Origin of the sequence: Pseudomonas migulae NBRC 103157 (assembly GCF_002091715.1) — a bacterium.
Taxonomy (GTDB): Bacteria; Pseudomonadota; Gammaproteobacteria; order Pseudomonadales; family Pseudomonadaceae; genus Aquipseudomonas; species Aquipseudomonas migulae_A.
This window is the reverse complement of the sequence record NZ_BDAG01000049.1, coordinates 25,631-44,049: the sequence shown is the minus strand read 5'-3', so window position 1 is coordinate 44,049 and position 18,419 is coordinate 25,631. Positions and strand designations below refer to the sequence as shown.

Annotated in this window: 14 protein-coding genes; 13 read left to right on the top strand and 1 reads right to left on the bottom strand. The window is 59.0% G+C overall.

Translation table 11 applies throughout. From position 1 onward, the window contains the following. Window positions 1–414 precede the first annotated feature (414 nt). From PMI01S_RS27135 to PMI01S_RS27115, 5 genes are all read left to right on the top strand, one after another. Entirely contained in the window at window positions 415–2,508 is a 2,094-nt protein-coding gene (locus PMI01S_RS27135; RefSeq protein ID WP_084323162.1) for a type VI secretion system Vgr family protein, read from the top strand. Further along, on the top strand, window positions 2,505–3,071 hold the full coding sequence (locus PMI01S_RS27130) for a DUF4123 domain-containing protein (protein ID WP_084323161.1): 567 nt from the start codon (window positions 2,505–2,507) through the stop codon (window positions 3,069–3,071). The genes PMI01S_RS27135 and PMI01S_RS27130 overlap by 4 nt, the downstream gene beginning before the upstream one ends. After that, window positions 3,068–5,761: a toxin VasX gene (locus PMI01S_RS27125; RefSeq protein WP_084323160.1), complete on the top strand. Its 2,694-nt coding sequence runs from the start codon at window positions 3,068–3,070 to the stop codon at window positions 5,759–5,761. The genes PMI01S_RS27130 and PMI01S_RS27125 overlap by 4 nt, the downstream gene beginning before the upstream one ends. Next, a complete protein-coding gene (locus tag PMI01S_RS27120; RefSeq protein WP_084323159.1) occupies window positions 5,752–6,687 on the top strand; it encodes a hypothetical protein in 936 nt (311 codons plus the stop codon). The genes PMI01S_RS27125 and PMI01S_RS27120 overlap by 10 nt, the downstream gene beginning before the upstream one ends. 393 nt (window positions 6,688–7,080) lie before the next feature. Then, window positions 7,081–7,350, top strand: coding sequence for a hypothetical protein (locus tag PMI01S_RS27115; protein WP_084323158.1), 270 nt, complete (start codon window positions 7,081–7,083; stop codon window positions 7,348–7,350). Window positions 7,351–7,407: 57 nt separating this feature from the next. Here the strand turns inward: PMI01S_RS27115 and PMI01S_RS27110 are convergent, their stop codons facing one another. Continuing rightward, window positions 7,408–9,846: a penicillin-binding protein 1A gene (locus tag PMI01S_RS27110; RefSeq protein ID WP_084323157.1), complete on the bottom strand. Its 2,439-nt coding sequence runs from the start codon at window positions 9,844–9,846 to the stop codon at window positions 7,408–7,410. 216 nt (window positions 9,847–10,062) lie between these two features. Between PMI01S_RS27110 and PMI01S_RS27105 the strand changes: the two genes are divergently transcribed. From PMI01S_RS27105 to PMI01S_RS27070, 8 genes are all read left to right on the top strand, one after another. After that, window positions 10,063–11,127 (top strand): pilus assembly protein PilM, encoded by a 1,065-nt coding sequence (locus PMI01S_RS27105; protein ID WP_084323156.1) that lies wholly within the window; start codon window positions 10,063–10,065, stop codon window positions 11,125–11,127. Further along, window positions 11,127–11,693: a PilN domain-containing protein gene (locus PMI01S_RS27100; protein ID WP_084323155.1), complete on the top strand. Its 567-nt coding sequence runs from the start codon at window positions 11,127–11,129 to the stop codon at window positions 11,691–11,693. Before PMI01S_RS27105 ends, PMI01S_RS27100 begins: the two co-directional genes overlap by 1 nt. Next, the gene (pilO, locus tag PMI01S_RS27095; RefSeq protein ID WP_084323154.1) at window positions 11,690–12,313 is read left to right on the top strand and encodes a type 4a pilus biogenesis protein PilO; all 624 of its coding nucleotides are present in this window, start codon (window positions 11,690–11,692) and stop codon (window positions 12,311–12,313) included. Before PMI01S_RS27100 ends, pilO begins: the two co-directional genes overlap by 4 nt. Then, the gene (locus PMI01S_RS27090; RefSeq protein WP_084323153.1) at window positions 12,310–12,837 is read left to right on the top strand and encodes a pilus assembly protein PilP; all 528 of its coding nucleotides are present in this window, start codon (window positions 12,310–12,312) and stop codon (window positions 12,835–12,837) included. The genes pilO and PMI01S_RS27090 overlap by 4 nt, the downstream gene beginning before the upstream one ends. A 13-nt stretch (window positions 12,838–12,850) precedes the next feature. After that, a complete protein-coding gene (locus tag PMI01S_RS27085) occupies window positions 12,851–14,938 on the top strand; it encodes a type IV pilus secretin PilQ (protein WP_084323152.1) in 2,088 nt (695 codons plus the stop codon). A 4-nt stretch (window positions 14,939–14,942) separates the two neighbouring features. Continuing rightward, window positions 14,943–15,461 (top strand): shikimate kinase AroK, encoded by a 519-nt coding sequence (gene aroK, locus PMI01S_RS27080; protein WP_017336125.1) that lies wholly within the window; start codon window positions 14,943–14,945, stop codon window positions 15,459–15,461. 151 nt (window positions 15,462–15,612) lie between these two features. Then, complete coding sequence (gene aroB, locus PMI01S_RS27075; RefSeq protein WP_084323151.1) at window positions 15,613–16,713, top strand: 3-dehydroquinate synthase; 1,101 nt, start codon at window positions 15,613–15,615, stop codon at window positions 16,711–16,713. 10 nt (window positions 16,714–16,723) lie between these two features. Next, window positions 16,724–18,325: an AAA family ATPase gene (locus PMI01S_RS27070; protein ID WP_084323150.1), complete on the top strand. Its 1,602-nt coding sequence runs from the start codon at window positions 16,724–16,726 to the stop codon at window positions 18,323–18,325. Window positions 18,326–18,419: the final 94 nt, after the last annotated feature.

The following is an 18,419-nucleotide window of genomic DNA, read 5'->3' as shown; positions in this document are numbered from 1 at the left end:
TCGCATCAAAAAAAGCCCCGGCTCTGGTGAGTCGGGGCTTTTTTGTGCCTGCAGGCTTTGTGGTGTCTGTGAGGGTCTCATCGCTGGCAAGCCAGCTCCTACAGAGGTTTGGTGAGTGGCTCCTATTCTTTGTAGGAGCTGGCTTGCCAGCGATGACGGCCTGACAGGCGACGAGCATCTTCGGTTCACCTGAAATTCCATGCGCAAAAAAAGCCCCGCACTTCTTTCGAAGTCGGGGCTTATTAGGTCTTCATTGAAGGCAATCCTTCGTTGGGAAGCGTCCTTCGGGAGTTCGGGATCGTTCCTACATCTATCCCATAACCCCGTTGGTAGGGTGCTCGCCAATGCCGCGTGCACTAACCAGGACGGTTTTGACATCGCGCTTTCACATCCTCTGTGCTTAAGGATAAGCGTATGTTCAAGTCGGCCAATACGGCGCAATTTGCGCTGCACATCCCTGCTGTTCGTAACGATTTCAAGGTGCTCGCCTTTGAGGGTGTCGAGGCGATCAGCGCCTTGTACTCAATAAAGGTCGAGCTGGTCAGCGAAAACCCTGATTTCGATCTGGAGAGCATGCTCAGCCAACCTGCGTATCTCCAGTTCGGCCTGAACGGCGAAGGTCTTCATGGCCATATCGAAGACGCTTTCGTGGGTGAGCCCGGCAAACGCCTGACCCGTTATCACCTGAAGCTCGTACCGAGGCTGCACTACCTGCAATTCAGCTACGATCAGCGAATTTTCCAGAACCTGACGGCGTCGCAAATCATCGCTCAGGTGCTCAAAGGTCACGGCATTCAGGCCGATGCCTTTGCCTTCCATGTCAGCACCAGCCCCGAGCGCGAATACTGCACTCAATACGGGGAAACCGATTTCGAGTTCGTCCAGCGCCTGTGCGCCGAGGATGGCATCGCGTGGCATCACCAGCATTCGCCGGAAGGGCATGTGCTGGTGTTCACCGACGATCAGACCTGGTTCCCCAAACTGGGCGAAACTCCCTATCTGCAAGAGTCCGGCATGGTGGCAGAGCATCCGGTCGTCAGCCAGTTCTCCATGGGTTTTCGCAACCGAACCAGCACGACCACGCGTCGGTATTACGACTTCGAACGCCCGAGTCTGTTGCTGGAAAGCCGCTTCACGGCCGAGTTCATTCCTGAGCTCGAAGATTATCGCTATCCCGTATTGATCGAGAACGAAAAACTCGGCAAGCAACTCGCTCGTCAGGCCCTGGAGCGTCACCGTGCCGATTACCAGCTGGTCGAGGGCAAAAGCGATCAGCCAACTTTGCGCAGTGGTCATTTTTTTGACCTGACTGAGCATCCGCGCGGAGGCTGCAATGATTTATGGCTGTTGCTCAACGTGACGCATGCTGGAAAACAGCCTCAGGCACTGGAAGAGGCCATCACCAGCAACGTCCAACCTGAGGGCGGCTTTACCCAAGGCTATCGCAACAGCTTCAGCACCATCCCGTGGGACGTGTTTTACCGTCCGCCCATGCGGAAAAGAAAAACCCTGCTGGTGAGCCAAACCGCCCGCGTGACCGGCCCCGCCGGCGAAGAGATTTACTGCGATGAATACGGTCGCGTGAAAGTCGAATTTCATTGGGACCGGGCCGAACGCAACAGTGAAAAAAGCAGTTGCTGGCTGCGGGTGTCGAGCCACTGGGCGGGTCCACGTTTCGGCGCGGTGACCATTCCGCGTATCGGCATGGAAATCGTCGTCACCTATCTGGACGGCAATCCCGACAATCCCCTGATCACCGGTTGTGTGCCGAACAAGGTCAATGCGGTTCCCTATCCGTTGCCTGACCATAAAACCAAAACCGTATTGCGCAGCCACAGCTCGCCGCATACCGGCGGCTACAACGAGCTGTCGATAGAAGATCGCGCCGGCCAGGAACAAATCTACCTGCGCGCCGAGCGCGACCTCGACCAACTGATCTTCAACGACAGCGACACCAAAATCGGCAACGACCGCCGCGAACAGATCACCCGCGACAGCCACAGCCTGATCAGCAACGACCGTTTCGAGCAGGTGGACCGCAACAGCGCGAGCCTGATCAAGGGCGACGAGTTGCACACGACCCAAGGTGCTCGCCACACCGTGATCGGCGGTAACGAGGTGATCTCCATCACCGGCAACAGTAGCCTGACAGCGGAAGGGACACTGGTGATTCAGGCCGGGCCGCATGCCCATGTCACGGCAAACAATGTGGTGGTCAAGGGCAGTCAGAGTTTGACATGGGAGTGTGGCGGTCACTTCATCGTCATTAATGCCAACGGGATTTTCAGCAGCGTGGCCATTGTTGTGGGCGGTTCACCGCTAACTGGCCTACCCGGGCAGACGGCACTGTCAGCAGCTCCCCAAGCTGCCGAGGCGGTGGTTATCGACACCCTTCCCATGGAGGCCCTACTCAAACAGAACATCGTCTTTCGCGAGGCCGATTCCGGTATTTGCCCGGTATGCGATGCCGCCTTGGAACACCAGGCAGCAGAGGGGGGTGAAGCATGACCCCCGACGCTCCAAACAAAGGACTGCTCCTGCTTGATGGTGCTCAATATGAAGACGCTATCGACTGGCTTCATCAGCACTACAGCGCAGACGCTCCTCAATCGCTTTTCAAGGGAACTGCCTACGAGGCCATTGGCGCAGCAGGGCCCTTTTTGCTGAATGCCTCGACTGGCAGCGCAGCCTATGCCGCGTGGTGGGGCGGCACCGACTTGCAACATGGTGTTTGGCTTTCTACTCCGCTGAGCGCTCAACAATTGCTCCCGATCCTGCAACGTCGTTTGCGCATTTTTGATGAGCACCGGCGAGAGCTATGGCTGCGACTGGCGGATGGTTGTGTGCTGTGCCGCGCCTGGATGGCCGGTGTGCAATGGCCAACAGGCTTTTGGTTTGGCGTGGAAAGCGTTTGGCTACGACAGGACAACGCATCCGTATGCGCGTGGGAAAACCAGGCGTCGGAATTCGACGCGGCGCCGGCCAATAAAGGTCTGGCCGCGCAAATCACCCTGCCTGAGGCGCTTCTGCACGCGCTGAGCCTTCCCGCCGACCCGGAGACAAACCCATGAGCGCCCAGAACAACATCCGCGTTGGAACGTGCCCACTATTCGCCGCCGTTTTACCGCTGCGATACGCCCTCGGCCCTACCGATGCGATTGATGCCGAAGGCTATGACTTGCCGGGGTTGAGCGGCTCGTTTCCTGAGTTGGGCCCCCGCCATCCTGATTTGACCGGCCATGCGCTCAGCTACACCTCGCGTTTGTTGCGCGACGGCTGGCTCTACGTGTGGGAAAGCAGCCCTCCCAAATTGGTGGAGTATCAGGTGGAAAAAGCCCAGCTCACCCAAACACTACGTGCGGGAAGAGTGATCGACACCCGAGTCAAACCCCACCTGGTGTTGAGGGCTGGCACCCCTGCTGGATTGGTCTGGTCGCCCGTTCGCTGGAGTGAAGCGCAATACCAGTCCGCGAAAAAAGACCCCGCCGTGCGCGAGCGCATCATGCGCAGTTTTGTACCGGGGGTTGCGCCGTTCAGCGGCAACGTTGACGCTGTCGCCCAGCAGATTGGCGAATACAACGATGCGACCCGCTATGGCTGGAGCGCAGAGTCCGAAACGGAACACGCGCCTGCTTGGTTCAAAGTGCGAAAGCAGATGAAGGCGTGCGAGCAGCAAACCTACGCGCTGATTGATGACGCCTGGGGCGTACTGCTCGACCTCGCTGCGTTGATGCGTGTCCGCAAAGACGCCTTCGACAGCTATCAGGAGCATCACGCTGAAGAGTGGGCAATGGCGGGCGTCATCAAGTCGCTCAGCGAAGGCGACCGCCAACTCAAAGCGCAGTTGCCGTCGATTACGCGCTACGACGAACTCCAGCGGGCGTGGAACGATCAGGAAACTCAGAACGACCTGTATGCCGCCGACATGCGGCGTCTGGCCCAACTCTGGGTGGCGTGGTTCAACACCCAGCACGGCACTGGTGCTTCCAGCCTGGACACGGCTTGTGGTCATTTCGACATTACCCAGGCGATTGCCCGCGAGGCATTGGAATTACATTTCGCGGCGGCGTGTCTAGGGCCCGCGAGTACCAGTGACGGGGCCGAGGCCATTACTCTGAGTCTGGAAGGCGACAAGGCCGGCAAGCCATGGCTGCTTTGGGCCTTGCTCGGATTGCCGCGACGGCTGGGCGTTGGCGAGATCAAATACCTCGTTGATCTGGGCGATGTGGTCAACGACAACACCGCGCCCCTGCAAGAGGGCGCGAGCCAACTCACCCGTGCCTTTGGATACGCAGAGGCGATCAACGGGACCGCCGACAAACTCAAACAACACAACCCTGCATCGAGCGTTGAGGCTTTGTTTCTGGCTATCGCTCCGGTCGCCGGGCTGCAACTGCATCAGGGCGAAAAGGCCACCGGCACCGCGGGGTATTTGTACATGGCGGCGGCGCTTGCCCGCAGCGATCAGCGCATCCAGATCTCGGGCGTCACACCGCGTCAGTTGGGCGAGTGGTACAGCGATTTGATTGGGACGCGCCAGACATTGCCCGCCCATTTAAACGTCGCACCGCTGGCCAGTGGCGTGGCTGACGGTATCCCTTTCATGCATTTGGTCCCGGCCAGCACCAAGCTGCCGCCGTTGCCGGTGAATCTGGCGGCGAGTGTCGAGTTGACCAGTGTGTTTGATTTGAAAGGTGCGCTGAGCAAGGCGCCGATTAAATCGATTGTGACGTTGGTGGCGGGGGTGAATTTCGTATCGTCCGGCAATTCGTTTGTTGATAACAAAACGATCAAAAACGGATTTATCGGAGTGGGCGCTGCGGTTGGCATAGGCGCCGCAGCTGCGGCGGTCGTTCAGCGAGTGGCTGAAGTCAATTGGGCGTCATCCGTCCGCCAAAGCGGCAGTTCTTCAATCTCCTCTCGGCTGCTTTTGGTTAACGCGTTAGGGCGTGCCGCCACTACTGCTTTGGCGCAGGGCGTCTTTCTGGCGTTTGACGTCGTACTCTATGGGATAGATGCCTTAGAGGCCTACAAAATGGGAGATTTCGACACCATGACCGCGAACTTGACCGTGGCTGGTGCCTCGCTGGCCAGTATCAAAATCCAGGCCCAGGCCATTCGAGCACTACGAGTCGCACGGGCTGCTGTTATAGCAGGTGACGCTGCGACTATCGCCAGAGGACTCAACGTAGTGCCACACCTGGGGGCCAAACTATTGGGGCTCGCGGTTGTGATTGTGGGCGGGATCGTTGCCCGTCTATATACGGTCGACTCGCCGTTGGAAAAATGGGTGAAAAGCAGCCGCTATGGTATCCGTCCGGACGAGGTTTGGTCCCACAGCTATAGCCTCTCCATGGATAAGCTGTACCCCGTTCTGTTTCCTATCAGCTTTGATGCCAGCCGGCTGGCGGAAATGCACCCCTATCAAGGACAAGTCACCTCTACGTATCTGATCTTGAAACTACCGGGAGAAAATGCACCGCTGAACGATGGCATGATCCATTTCAAGGGCATCGAAGTTTGGGGCGATACACTCGGCTATCACGCCGACCAAATAAAAAAGGTCGAATGGACGGGTAGAGACTTTGTGCGACACAGCGGCACCCGTATTCCTGTTCCTGCTGGGGTCACCCCATACCGTCGTGTTTACCATGAGGATGGTCTACGGGACCTGCGGCGGATTGAGGGTGAGTTGATCTACTCCCCACGAGAAGGACTGACACTGCCAGCGGTAAAAATCATGGAACGAGCATGGATATAGATACGCCAGCAACACCACCTGACAGCGCTGCGCCCACTGTAATTCTCGAAGCGAGTAAGCCCACGGGCGAACAGCCGATGGAGCTGTTTATTACTGATGAACACACGGAAAATTACTTAACGTTGCAAGCAAGTGGTGACTCTGATCGAGGAATGCTAACGGGAGTATTGGGGGGTATGGGCGGGGTCGGGGGGATGGGGCTTGGGCTGCTCAGCTTTATACAAAGTGGAGAGCTTGAAGGGCTGTTTATCATGCTTGCAATATGTGCTCCCTTGTTCCTAGCGCCATTTTTATGGGAAACCCTCCGTCCTCTACCTCTGCCCATTCTCTTTAACCGCCGTACTCGCGAAGTGTACTTCGATCATGAGGGCGATCTATATCACTCTCCATGGGATGGCATAAAAGCCGTAGCCAATGAGTTTCAACTGGTAGGCACCCAAATTGGTGGCATGAAAAACGCTTCACTGGAAATTCGTATGTGGAAATTTGAAGAGCCAGAATCGGCTCTGATGATCAGCCTCGGCGCGCCCTTCGGCAAATCGTTGGCGATGCAAAAAGGCTTTTGGGAATACATCCGTTCCTACATGAACAATGGCCCTTATTTCGACGAAGACGGTAATCACAGTGAGTCGGATGCATTTGTAAAAAGCCAGCTGGCCGTGCGGCCAAAAATGAGCGACAGCTTCAAACAAACACTGGCGCAATTGAAGCAAGCGAAGAAGGACGCTGGCGGCAAAAACTACTTAACCGGTAACGATGTGGCAAAACTGATACTCGAGCCAATACTGTACCCGAACGATCGAATTCAGGAATTCACCTACAACATTGCCAAACGTCGCTCCCGCAATAGGTGGCCTGATATTGTCACTGAGCGCCTTAAGGCGAGCGGTCCCACCACACGACTTGTCGATCTAGAGCGCGGCTAGGGTTTGAACATACCGAAAGCAATTTATCTGCCCAGAGGCGAGAGCGCTGCTGGGGAAAAAAAATTCAAAAACAAGGCATTTCCGAGAAACGTGTAGGACATCTCCGATACGCAAAAACCGGGTTTCGCGTTGCTGGAGGCTCACCTATAGTTTGCTCGTCGCCGAATAATCGGCGATCGACTTTAGCCGGTCGTTACAGATGATGCACAAGCGCCCGTATAATCGTGGCGCTTTTTGCTGCCTGACATGTACATGTTTATGGTGGCTGTGCGTGGGACACCTTCGGGTGTGCCGGGTTCATCTGTCCGGTCGGCTAACCCGCGTACGGCTACCACCCTGATTCGTTTAGCCGCGAATAGGTGGGAGCTTCACCAATCAGATGAGATTCCTACCATGCCCAAATTCCACCCGCTCCAAGGCAACTTCAGCGTCGGCCCCACCCTGTACATTGACACCGAAGCCCGCGCTTCCGATCTCCTCGAAACCGCCGTCCACCGACTCAAAGCCGCGCGTAATCTGCTCAACAGCGTCACCTGCCTGTGCGTCAAAGAAGCCGAAGGACACGACCTGGAGCATTTTGCCAATGCTGCCCACATGTTGGTCCAGGACGGCTGTGATGCCTTGGATGTGTTGGGCTGGACGCTGGAAAAAGCTGCACGCTGAAAATGGAAAAGCCCCGCACTTCTCTCGAAGGCGGGGCTTTTGCATTGCGTTACACGATCAGAACAAATCGATCGGCGCCGCTTCATCGGCTGGCAGCGGGCTTCCCGGTGCGTTGCCGTTACCCAGCTCATTCACCGACGGCGGCGTGTCTTCGGCCTTGAACAGCTCGAAGTACGCGCCTGGCGTGCCAGGCGTGGCGGCGCGACCACTGACCGGGTCAACCCGCAGGCTCAGAATGCCTTCCGGCTCTGGCTGCGTATGCGGTGGCTTGTCCTTGAGCGCGGCAGCCATGTAGTTCATCCAGATCGGCAGCGCCACAGTACCGCCGAATTCACGTTTGCCCAGGCTTTCCGGCTGGTCGAAGCCGGTCCAGACGGTGGTCACATAATCGGCGTTGTAGCCCGAGAACCACGCGTCCTTGGATTCGTTGGTGGTACCGGTCTTGCCCGCGATGTCGGGGCGGCCCATGGCCAGCGCGCGGCGGCCTGTACCGAGTTTGATCACATCCTGAAGCATGCTGTTGAGGATGTAAGTGGTGCGGCCATCGACAATGCGTTCGGCCACGGCTGGAGCCTGAGGCGCGGGTTGGCCCGGAGCTTCGCCGGGTGTCGCGTTGACCGTAAAGGCCTCGGCGGCGGGGACGGCAATCCCGTCCGGTGCTGCATCGCCTTTCGGCACGCTCGGCGGATTGGCGACGAACAGCGTGTCGCCATTGCGGCTTTCGATCTTGTCGATGATGTACGGGGTGATCTTGAAGCCGCCGTTGGCGAACGTGCTCCAGCCGGTGGCGATTTCCATAGGCGTCAGGGTCGCGGTGCCCAGGGCCAGCGACAGGTTGCGCGGCAGGTCCTGCTTGTTGAAGCCGAACTTGCTGATGTAGTCGATGGTGCGATCAACGCCCAGCGCCTGCACCAGTCGGATCGACACCAGGTTGCGCGACTTGTACAGCCCTTCGCGCAGGCGGATCGGGCCTAGGAAGGTGTTGGTGTCGTTCTTCGGTCGCCAGACCTTGTCCAGGTATTCGTCGACGAACACGATCGGTGCGTCGTTCACCAGGCTGGCGGCGGTGTAGCCGTTATCCAGTGCGGCGCTGTAGACGAACGGTTTGAAGCTCGAGCCCGGCTGACGCTTGGCCTGCAGGGCGCGGTTGTAGTTACTTTGTTCGAAGGCGAAGCCGCCGACCAGTGAGCGAATGGCGCCGTTCTGCGGATCAAGGGAAACCAGCGCGCCTTGTGCCTGAGGGATCTGGCTGAACTTCAGCGAGTTGTCCGGCTGGCGCTGCACGCGAATCAAGTCGCCGACCTGGGCAACGTCCGACGGCTGCTTCGGGTTGGCACCCATGCTGTTGGTGTTCAGGAATGGCCGCGCCCATTTCATGCTGTCCCAGCCAACGTGCTCGTCGCCGGTACGGGTCATCACTTGCAGGCCCGTCTTGTCGACCTGGGTGACGATGGCGGGTTCAAGGCTGCTGATCGTGCGTTGCTTGGTCAGTTCGGTGGCCCAGGCTTCACGCGTCTTGCCCGGCAGGCGCGACTCGGGGCCGCGATAACCATGGCGCTGATCGTAAGTCATCAAGCCTTCGTGAAGCGCGGTGTTGGCCATTTCCTGCAGGTTGCTCGGCACGGTGGTCGTGACGCGGAAACCTTCGGTGTAGGCATCGCTGCCATAGCGGCCGACCATTTCGGCGCGAGCCATTTCAGCGATGTAGGGTGCGTTCACTTCCGGGGTCGGCACGTGATAGCTGGCGTTCAGCGGCTCGTTGATCGCAGCGGTGTAATCGGCTTCGGTGATTTTTCCGAGCTTGTACATGCGCCCCAGGATCCAGTCGCGACGTTCTTTGCTGCGCGCCGGGTTGGCCAGCGGGTTGAAGCGCGACGGGGCTTTTGGCAGGCCGGCGATCATCGCCATCTGCGCCAGGCTGACGTCACGAATCGACTTGCCGTAATACACCTGCGCCGCCGCCTCGATACCGTAGGCGCGGTTACCCAGATAGATCTTGTTGACGTACAGCTCAAGGATCTCGTCCTTGGTCAGCTGCCGTTCGATCTGCAGCGCCAGGAGGATTTCAGTGGTCTTGCGCGAAAAACTGCGTTCGCTGGTCAGGAAGAAGTTCTTCGCCACCTGCATGGTGATGGTGCTGCCGCCGGACTGAATGTGGCCGCTTTTGACCAATTGGGTGGCGGCGCGCATCAGGCTGCCAGGATCGACGCCGTAGTGGTTGGCGAAATTGTCGTCTTCAGCACTTAGTAACGCATTAATGAAATTGGGGGGAATGTCGGCGAAACGGATCGGGGTGCGGCGCATTTCGCCAAATTCTGCGATCAACTTGTTGTCGCTGCTGTATACCCGTAGAGGAATCTGCAACTGAATACTTCTCAGTGCCTCCACAGACGGCAATCCGGGACTAAGGTAAAGAAAAGCGCCGCTCAGACCAAGAAGCAGTCCGCAGAAAACGGCGACGATGGACCAACCGAAAAACTTCAGCAGACGAATCAAGGCTTTGGGATATCCAGGGCAAAGAATGAATGAGGCATCAGGGTTCAGGATAAAAGGAGAACGACCCGCGCTTGACGTAAAAAGCGGAAAAAAACGCTGGGCATTATAAGCATTTTTCCGTCGAGGGCGTCATTTGCGCAGCTGTCAAGACGGGAGGATGGAACGCAATCGACATTACAGAGTCCGTAACTCACGGATAGTCATAGGGAATTGGTAGTGCTAGGACTCTTCAATAAAAAAGCCAATACGCTTCTGGGGATCGACATCAGCTCCACGTCGGTAAAGCTTCTGGAGCTCAGCCGCCACGGCGACCGCTACCGGGTCGAAGCCTATGCGGTAGAGCCGCTGCCCGCCAGCGCGGTAGTCGAGAAAAATATCGCCGAGCTCGAAGGCGTGGGTCAGGCACTCACGCGCGTGCTGCTCAAGGCTAGAACCAGTCTCAGGAACGTCGCGGTGGCCGTTGCCGGCTCGGCGGTGATCACCAAGACCATCGAAATGGATGCCGGTCTTTCCGACGACGAGATGGAAAACCAGCTGAAAATCGAGGCGGATCAGTACATCCCTTATCCGCTGGACGAAGTGGCCATCGACTTCGAAGTCCAGGGTGCATCCGCGCGCAACCCCGAGCGGGTCAATGTGCTGCTGGCAGCCTGTCGCAAGGAAAACGTCGAAGTCCGTGAGGCGGCGCTCGCACTGGCCGGCCTGACCGCCCGCGTAGTCGATGTCGAGGCCTACGCGCTGGAGCGATCCTTCGGTTTGCTGACCGGACAGCTGGCACCCGCTCAGGAGCGCCTGACGATTGCCGTGGTCGACATCGGCGCGACCATGACCACGCTCAGCGTCCTGCACAACGGACGCATCATCTACACCCGCGAACAATTGTTCGGCGGTCGTCAATTGACGGAAGAAATCCAGCGACGTTATGGCCTGACCCTCGAACAGGCAGGGTTGGCAAAAAAACAGGGCGGTTTGCCGGACGACTACGTCAGCGAAGTGCTGCAGCCGTTTCGCGATGCGCTGGTCCAGCAGGTGTCGCGGTCATTGCAGTTTTTCTTCGCGTCCGGGCAGTACAACGCGGTCGATCACATCCTGCTGGCCGGCGGCACCGCTTCGGTCCCGGGGCTGGACCGGTTGATCGAGCAACGTTTGGGCACGCCGACGCAGGTGGCCAATCCCTTCTCGAACATGACCCTGAGCAGCAAGGTCAACGCCGGCGCCCTGGCCGGCGACGCGCCGGCGCTGATGATCGCTTGCGGGCTGGCCCTCAGGAGTTTCGACTGATGGCGCGGATCAACCTTTTACCCTGGCGCGAAGAGCTGCGTGAGCAGCGTCGCAAACGCTTCTTGCTGGCGCTGGTCGGTGTGGTGGTAGGGTCAGTGGGAGCGGTGCTGATTGCGGATCAGGCCATCAGTAGCGCCATCGATCGACAAGTCGCCCGAAACGATTACATCAGTAAACAGGTGACGGTGGTCGACGAGCGGATCAAGCAGATCAGTGAGCTGAAAGCCCGTCGCCAGCAATTGGTCGAGCGCATGCGCATCATCCAGGACCTGCAAGGCAATCGTCCGATCAGCGGGCGAATCTTCGATCAGTTGGCGCGTACCTTGCCTGACGGAGTGTATTTCACCGAGGTGAAAATGGAAGGCAAGACCCTGTCCATTACCGGCGCGGCAGATTCCAATAACCGCGTGTCAGACCTTATGCGCAATCTGGATGCATCGGACTGGTTCGACGCGCCGAACCTGACGGAGGTCAAGGCGACCACGGCTGGCCAGCTGGATCAGGCCAACGTCTTCCAGTTGACCGTTCGCCAGACCCAGCCTGCCGTTACGGAGGCTGTTCAATGAGGCCGGCCGAATGGATGGAAGGCTTGCGCAAGATCGACATCAACGACCTGGACACCAACAACATGGGCTCATGGCCGCCCGCCATCAAGGCGCTGGCGGGTGCGCTGTTGATGATTCTGGTGCTGGCGCTGGGCTACAGCTTTTCCATCAGCGACCTTGAGAGTCAGCTCGAACTCAAGCGTGAGGAAGAGTCGACGCTCAAGGAACAATTCGCCTCCAAGGCGCACATGGCGGCAAACCTGGAGCTATACATCCAGCAGATGAAGGAAATGGAGAATTCCTTTGGCGTGCTCTTGCGGCAGTTGCCCAGCGACACCGAAGTGCCTGGTCTGCTGGAGGACATCACGCGAACCGGCCTGGGCAGTGGCCTGGAGTTCGAAGAAATCAAACTGCTGCCTGAGGTCACCCAGCAGTTCTACATCGAACTGCCGATCCAGATCACCGTCACCGGCGCATATCACGACCTCGCCACGTTCGTCAGTGGCGTGGCCGGGTTGCCGCGAATCGTCACCCTGCATGACTTCGACCTTGCGCCGGCCAACCCCGAGGGTGGGACGAAATTGCGCATGAGCATCCTCGCCAAGACATACCGCTATAACGACAAGGGGCTGCAGAAATGACCCCGATGCGTTTTATCCCGATGATCGGAGTTCTGATCGTTTTGGCCGGTTGTGGCGGTGACACTGACTTCCGCGACCTGGACGCGTACATGAACGAAATGCGCCTGCGTGCGCCGGGGAAGATTGAACCAACGCCGACATTCCGGTCTTACCCAACGTTCACCTACAGCGCCGCTAACCTGCGAAGCCCCTTTTCCCGGCAGGTCAAAGTCGACCTGGCTGGCCAGAAACACGGCTCACGCAACGTCAAGCCTGATCCCAACCGGGTCAAGCAGTACCTCGAAGGATTCAACATCGAGCAGTTTGAAATGGTCGGCACGATTTCCAATGCGGCTGGCTCCTTTGCGCTGTTGCGCGGGGCGGGCGGTGTGCATCGGTTGAAGGTCGGCGATTACCTGGGACGTAACGATGGCCGGATCGTCGCCATCAGCGGCTCGCAAGTCGATGTGGTCGAAATCGTTCCCGACGGCGAAGGCGCCTGGCTGGAACGGCCGCGGACCATCCCTTTGAAAGAGCACTCATAGTGGAACTCGAATAATGAACAGGATTTTCGCAACCTTCGGAATATCGCTATGGATAGCGTTGCTGTCGCCGATGGTACAAGCGGCCACCCTTAAAGCGCTGGATGTCGCTGCGCTCCCGGGGGACCGCGTCGAGTTGAAGTTGTCGTTCGATGGAGCGCCCCCGACACCCCACGGTTACACGACGGAGCAACCTGCGCGGATTGCGCTGGACCTGCCCGGTGTGATCAACCAGCTGGCGAGCAAAACCCGCGACCTGGGCGGCGGCAATGCCCGCAGCGCCACGGTGGTGGAAGCCAAGGACCGCACGCGGCTAATCATCAACCTGACTCAATTGGCACCGTACACCGCTCGTGTCGAAGGCAATAATCTGTTTGTGGTGGTCGGGCGCGGAACCAGTAATGCAGCCTCTGCACCGGCAGCCAGACCGCCACGTGTCGCCACGGCCACTCCGGCGCCGGTCAAGGCCTATACGCCAGTGAGCAAAGCGATCCGCGGCGTGGATTTCCAGCGCGGGACCCAGGGTGAAGGCAATGTGGTCATCGACCTGTCGGATCCGTCCATCGCTCCGGACATTCAGGAACGCGATGGCAGGATTGTCGTTGGTTTCGCCAGGACCCAATTGCCGGAACCGTTGCGGGTTCGCCTGGACGTCAAGGATTTCGCCACGCCCGTGCAATTCGTCAACGCCAGCGCCACGGGGGACCGGGCGACCATCAGCATTGAGCCCAGCGGCGCGTTCGATTACTCGACCTATCAGACCGACAACAAGCTGACTGTCAGCGTCCGCCCGATGACCGTGGACGACTTGCAGAAGCGCAACGCGGAGCGTTTTGCCTACACCGGTGAAAAGCTCTCGCTGAACTTCCAGGACATTGACGTGCGCTCGGTGCTGCAACTGATCGCCGATTTTACCAACCTCAATCTGGTCGCCAGCGACACGGTGCAGGGCGGCATTACCTTGCGCTTGCAGAACGTGCCATGGGATCAGGCGCTGGACCTGGTGCTGAAAACCAAGGGGCTGGACAAACGCAAGATCGGCAACGTGTTGCTGGTGGCACCTGCCGATGAGATTGCCGCCCGCGAGCGCCAGGAACTGGAGTCGCAGAAGCAGATCGCCGAGCTGGCACCACTGCGACGCGAGCTGCTGCAAGTCAACTACGCCAAGGCGGCCGATATCGCCAAGCTGTTCCAGTCGGTGACCAGTGCCGAGGCGAAAGTCGACGAACGGGGGTCGATTACCGTCGATGAACGGACCAATAACATCATTGCCTATCAGACCCAGGACCGCCTTGACGAGCTGCGCCGTATCGTCGCGCAACTGGATATTCCGGTGCGTCAGGTGATGATCGAGGCACGGATTGTCGAAGCGAACGTCGACTACGACAAAAGCCTCGGTGTGCGATGGGGTGGTTCGGTGCAGAACAAGGGCAACTGGAACACGTCCGGGGTCAGCAATGGCGCCAACGCGTCGTCGACCATCGGCACACCCGGCAGCACCAGCACCAACTCACCGTTCGTCGACATGGGCACCGCCGCCAACACCTCGGGGCTCGGCATCGCCTTCATTACCGACAACGTGCTGCTGGATCTCGAGCTGACCGCGATGGAAAAAACCGGTAACGGCGAAATCGTCTCGCAACCCAAGGTGGTTACCTCCGACAAGGAAACCGCAAAAATCCTCAAGGGCACCGAGATTCCATACCAGGAAGCCAGCTCCAGTGGTGCTACGTCGGTGTCGTTCAAGGAAGCTTCGCTGTCGCTGGAAGTGACGCCGCAGATCACGCCGGACAACCGGATCATCATGGAGGTCAAGGTCACCAAGGACGAACCGGACTACCTGAACAAGGTGCAGGATGTACCGCCAATCAAGAAAAACGAGGTCAACGCCAAGGTCCTCGTCAATGACGGCGAGACCATCGTGATTGGTGGTGTTTTCTCAAATACTCAGAGCAAGGTCGTAGATAAGGTGCCATTTCTCGGTGATGTGCCGTATCTTGGCCGCCTTTTCCGGCGTGACGTGGTTTCGGAGAAAAAATCCGAGCTGCTGGTATTTCTCACTCCGCGTATCATGAACAACCAGGCGATTGCTGTGAGTCATTGATTCTGTGCGAAATTTGATTCTTGTTGGACCGATGGGGGCTGGAAAAAGCACCATCGGCCGGTTGCTGGCCAAAGAGCTGCGCCTGCCATTCAAAGATTCCGATAAGGAAATTGAATTGCGCACGGGCGCCAATATCCCATGGATTTTCGATAAGGAAGGCGAGCCGGGCTTTCGGGACCGCGAGCAGGCGATGATTGCCGAGCTGTGCGGCTGCGATGGCGTGGTGCTGGCGACCGGCGGCGGCGCGGTCATGCGCGAAGCCAATCGTCGAGCACTGCGTGCCGGTGGTCGGGTGGTTTATCTGCATGCTTCTGTCGAGCAGCAGGTCGGCCGCACCGCCCGTGACCGCAATCGACCCTTGTTGCGTACTGCCGATCCGGCCAAGACCCTTCGGGACCTGCTGGAATTGCGCGATCCGCTGTATCGGGAAATCGCCGACCTGGTGGTGGAAACCGATGAGCGACCGCCGCGAATGGTGGTGCTCGACATTCTTGACCGCCTGCAGCAGCTGCCTCCCCGTTAAAGCAGAGCGCGAAATGCGCTATCCTCGGCGTCCTGCCACGACCGCTCAAGGTTGTGGCACAAGGCTACCGAACGGCGTCACACCAACAGATGCCGTGGACATTCGATAACTCAAGGCAGGACGCCTGATTCCATCTTCACTGTGGGGACACATGCAGACACTCAAGGTCGATCTAGGCGAGCGCAGCTACCCGATTCATATTGGCGAAGGTTTGTTGGATCAGCCCGAGCTGCTGGCCCCGCATATTCGCGGACGGCAAGTGGCGATCATCTCCAACGAAACCGTTGCGCCGCTCTATCTCGAACGTCTGACCCGCAGCCTTGCGCAGTTCTCGGTGATTTCCGTGGTGCTGCCCGACGGCGAAGCCTTCAAGACCTGGGAAACCCTGCAACTGATTTTCGACGGTCTGCTGACCGCACGCCATGATCGCCGCACCACCGTGATCGCCCTCGGCGGCGGCGTGATTGGTGACATGGCCGGTTTTGCGGCTGCCTGCTACCAGCGCGGTGTCGATTTCATTCAGGTTCCGACCACGCTGTTGTCGCAAGTCGACTCCTCGGTGGGCGGCAAGACCGGAATCAATCATCCGCTGGGCAAAAACATGGTTGGCGCCTTCTATCAGCCGAACGTGGTCCTGATCGATACCGCCACACTCAACACTCTGCCGGCCCGCGAGTTGTCCGCCGGGTTGGCTGAAGTCATCAAGTACGGGCTGATTTGCGACGAGCCGTTCCTCACCTGGCTCGAAGAAAACGTCGATCGCCTGCGCGCCCTGGACCAGGTCGCCCTGACGTATGCGATCGAGCGTTCCTGCGCGGCCAAAGCGGCGGTGGTCGGTGCCGACGAGAAGGAAACCGGCGTTCGTGCCACCTTGAACCTGGGGCACACCTTCGGCCATGCCATCGAAACCCACATGGGATATGGTGTGTGGCTACATGGTGAGGCGGTAGCTGCTGGCACCGTAATGGCCCTGGAGATGTCCGCGCGCCTGGGCTGGATCAGCGAGCAGGAGCGTGATCGTGGCATTCGCCTGTTCCAGCGTGCCGGCCTGCCGGTCATCCCGCCGGAAGAGATGACGGAAGCCGATTTCCTCGAACACATGGCAATTGACAAGAAAGTGATCGACGGTCGTTTACGCCTGGTGCTGCTGCGCCACATGGGTGAAGCGGTGGTGACCGACGATTATCCGAAAGAGGTTCTACAGGCCACGCTGGGAGCGGACTACCGCGCCCTGGCTCAGCTTAAAGGTTAATAAGATCCCGATGACTAGTTTGCACGCCGACGAGGCTTTCCTCGGCCATTACCAGTTAAGTCATGACCCATTTGCTCCACGGGTGCCTGGCTTCAAATTCTTCCCGGCCCAGCGCAAGCCGGTGCTGGGGCAACTGCATCACCTGGCCCGCTACAGTCAGTTGCTGCTGGTGGTTACCGGTCCGCAAGGCAGTGGCAAGACCCTGTTGCGTCAGGCTCTGGTGGCCAGTACCAACAAGCAATCCGTTCAGAGCGTGGTGGTTTCCGCTCGTGGCGCCGGCGATGCCGCTGGCGTGCTGCGTCAGGTGGCCCAGGCGCTGAACGTCGCTCAGGCAGAGATTGGCCCGATCCTGGCTCAGGTCGTGCAGCTCGCGCTGACAGGGCAGGAAGTCTATTTGCTGGTGGACGACGCCGAGCAGCTGGACGAGTCCGCACTGGAAGCCTTGATGGAGTTGGCCGCTGGTGCGCCGGAAGGTCGCCCGCATGTGTTCCTGTTCGGCGAGTCCTCGCTGATCGCCCAACTGGAAGCGTTGAATCTTGAAGAAGAGCGCTTTCACGTCATCGAACTGCAGCCTTACACCGAAGAAGAAACCCGCGAGTATCTGGACCAGCGGCTCGAAGGCGCTGGCCGCGGTATCGAACTTTTTACCGCAGATCAGATCTCTGATATTCACGAAAGCTCCGACGGCTGGCCTGGCAACATCAACCAGGTTGCCCGCGATGCAATGATCGAAGCCATGATTGCCAGCCGCTCAGCGGTCAAGCGTCCAAGTATGGGGTTCAACATGCCGAAGAAACACGTATTGGCGATTTCCGCTGTCGTCGTGGTCGCGGTAGCCGCCGCCTGGTTGATGCCGGGTCGCAGCAAAGCACCGACCACCGGCGCACCCGCCAACGAACAGGCGCAACTGCCGCTGGGCCAGGGCACGCCACAACCTAACAGCGGCGGCGCACCTGCCGTGGAATTCGCTGGCAACTCGCAACCGATGCCATTGCCGCTGGTCGGCAATTCGCAGCCGGTCATGCGTGGCCCGCTGGCCGAAGCGGCCGGTGGCATCACCGAAGGTGACGATGGTGTGCCGGTCGAAGGCTCCAGCGATACGCCGCCGACCGTGACCACCACCGCACCTCCTGCGGGCGTTCCGGCCGGTCCGGCGCCAACACCTGCGGCCAAGCCGACGCCTGCGCCGACTCAGGTCGCGACAGCCAAGCCGGTCCCGACGGCGCCTGCGGTGAAGCCGGCTCCAGCGCCAGCCAAGCCAGCCGCCGTCGCTACCGCCAAGCCTGCCGAGAAACCAGCCGCAGCCGCTGCTGCTAAAGGCGCTGCTGGTACCTGGTACGCCGGACAACCGACGAGCAACTACGTGGTGCAGATCCTCGGCACCAGCTCCGAAGCGACCGCGCAAAACTTCGTCAAGGAGCAGGGCGGCGAGTACCGCTATTTCAAGAAAGTCCTCAACGGCAAGCCGCTTTACGTCATCACTTACGGTAACTTCGCCAACCGCGATGCAGCCGTGACCGCTATCAAGGCCTTGCCAGCGAAGGTTCAGGCTGGTAAACCTTGGCCTCGCACTGTCGCCAGCGTCCAACAGGAACTGGCAACAACTCGCTGAAGATTCGGCGGCCTTACCCAGGCCGCCTCTCCAAGCACCTCAAAATTTCTACAAGTGCGCGCAGCCTTCCAGGCCGCGTGCCTTGTGGTGTCTG